A 1,588-nucleotide genomic window follows, 5' to 3' on the forward strand; every position below is an offset into this window, starting at 1 on the left:
CAGCAAAGCTCACGCTTCACCTTCGACGCAGAGTGGAATGCTCCCCTACCGATGTTAGTGTTTAGTTAACATCCCATAGCTTCGGTAAATTGCTTAATGCCCGATTATTATCCACGCCAAACTCCTCGACTAGTGAGCTGTTACGCACTCTTTAAATGAATGGCTGCTTCCAAGCCAACATCCTAGCTGTCTTAGCAATCTGACTTCGTTAGTTCAACTTAGCAATTATTTCGGGACCTTAGCTGATGGTCCGGATTCTTCTCCTTTAGGACATGGACCTTAGCACCCATGCCCTCACTCCTGGGATCGAACTACTGCGCATTCGGAGTTTATCAAGACTTGATAGGCGGTGAAGCCCTCGCATCTTATCAGTCGCTCTACCTCACAGTAGTAATTCCCAAGGCTGCACCTAAATGCATTTCGGGGAGTACGAGCTATCTCCAAGTTTGATTAGCCTTTCACCCCCACCCTCAGTTCATCCGGAAGCTTTTCAACGCTTATCGGTTCGGTCCTCCAGTTAGTGTTACCTAACCTTCAACCTGACCAAGGGTAGATCACTTGGTTTCGCGTCTACTCCTTCCGACTAATCGCCCTGTTCAGACTCGCTTTCGCTTCGGCTACACATTTTAAAATGCTTAACCTTGCCGGAAAAAGTAACTCGTAGGTTCATTATGCAAAAGGCACGCCGTCACAACTTACGCTGCTCCGACCGCTTGTAGGCGCACGGTTTCAGGGACTATTTCACTCTTCTATTCGAAGTGCTTTTCACCTTTCCTTCACAGTACTGGTTCGCTATCGGTCTCTCGGGAGTATTTAGCCTTACCGGATGGTCCCGGCAGATTCACGCAAGATTCCTCGTGTCCCGCGCTACTCAGGATACCACTACGCTTCGTTTAGCTTCGAATACCGGACTATCACCGTCTATGGTTTCATTTTCCAAAGAATTCTTCTCACTAAAGTTCTTGCGACATCGTGGTCCTACAACCCCAATATTGCCGTAACAACATTGGTTTGGGCTAATCCCCGTTCGCTCGCCACTACTTGGGGAATCATTATTATTTTCTTTTCCTGCAGGTACTAAGATGTTTCAGTTCCCTGCGTTAGCCTCTTGCTATGCAAGATGTCATTCCTTCAGAATGACGGGTTGTCCCATTCGGAAATCTTCGGATCAAAGGTTATTTGCACCTACCCGAAGCTTATCGCAGCTTATCACGTCCTTCATCGCCTCCGAGAGCCAAGGCATCCGCCATGCGCCCTTGCTTACTTTCTTTCAAACGTTTTATTCTCATACTGGTATTGACTTGGGAATTGCTTCCGGCTGTCAATATTGCATATTCGAACACGTACGGTTTGATATATACTTTTAGCTCTTACTTTTAATTTTACTTTTTGTACATCATGTCAAAGATCGTTTCTCTTTTCAGAGATCGTGGAGAATAACGGATTCGAACCGTTGACCCTCTGCGTGCAAGGCAGATGCTCTAGCCAGCTGAGCTAATCCCCCGGAATAAGTTGAGAGTGGAGAATGGAGAGTTGAGAGTGAAACTTACAACTACCACACAATCATCAACATTCTCGAAGTAGTCCC

General features: G+C 46.5%; 2 tRNA genes and 1 rRNA gene (2 of these 3 running past the window's edge). All 3 read right to left on the reverse strand.

The annotated features are described in order from the left end of the window. Window positions 1-1,270 (reverse strand): 23S ribosomal RNA (locus tag DW862_RS26115); it reaches 1,717 nt to the left of the window's first position. A gap of 160 nt (window positions 1,271-1,430) precedes the next feature. Beyond that, window positions 1,431-1,504: transfer RNA gene (locus DW862_RS00010), tRNA-Ala, on the reverse strand. Window positions 1,505-1,519: 15 nt separating this feature from the next. After that, window positions 1,520-1,588 (reverse strand) — tRNA-Ala (locus tag DW862_RS25735); it runs 63 nt beyond the window's last position.

The organism is Bacteroides sp. AM37-9 (assembly GCF_003603455.1).
In the GTDB taxonomy this organism is placed as follows: domain Bacteria; phylum Bacteroidota; class Bacteroidia; order Bacteroidales; family Bacteroidaceae; genus Bacteroides; species Bacteroides xylanisolvens.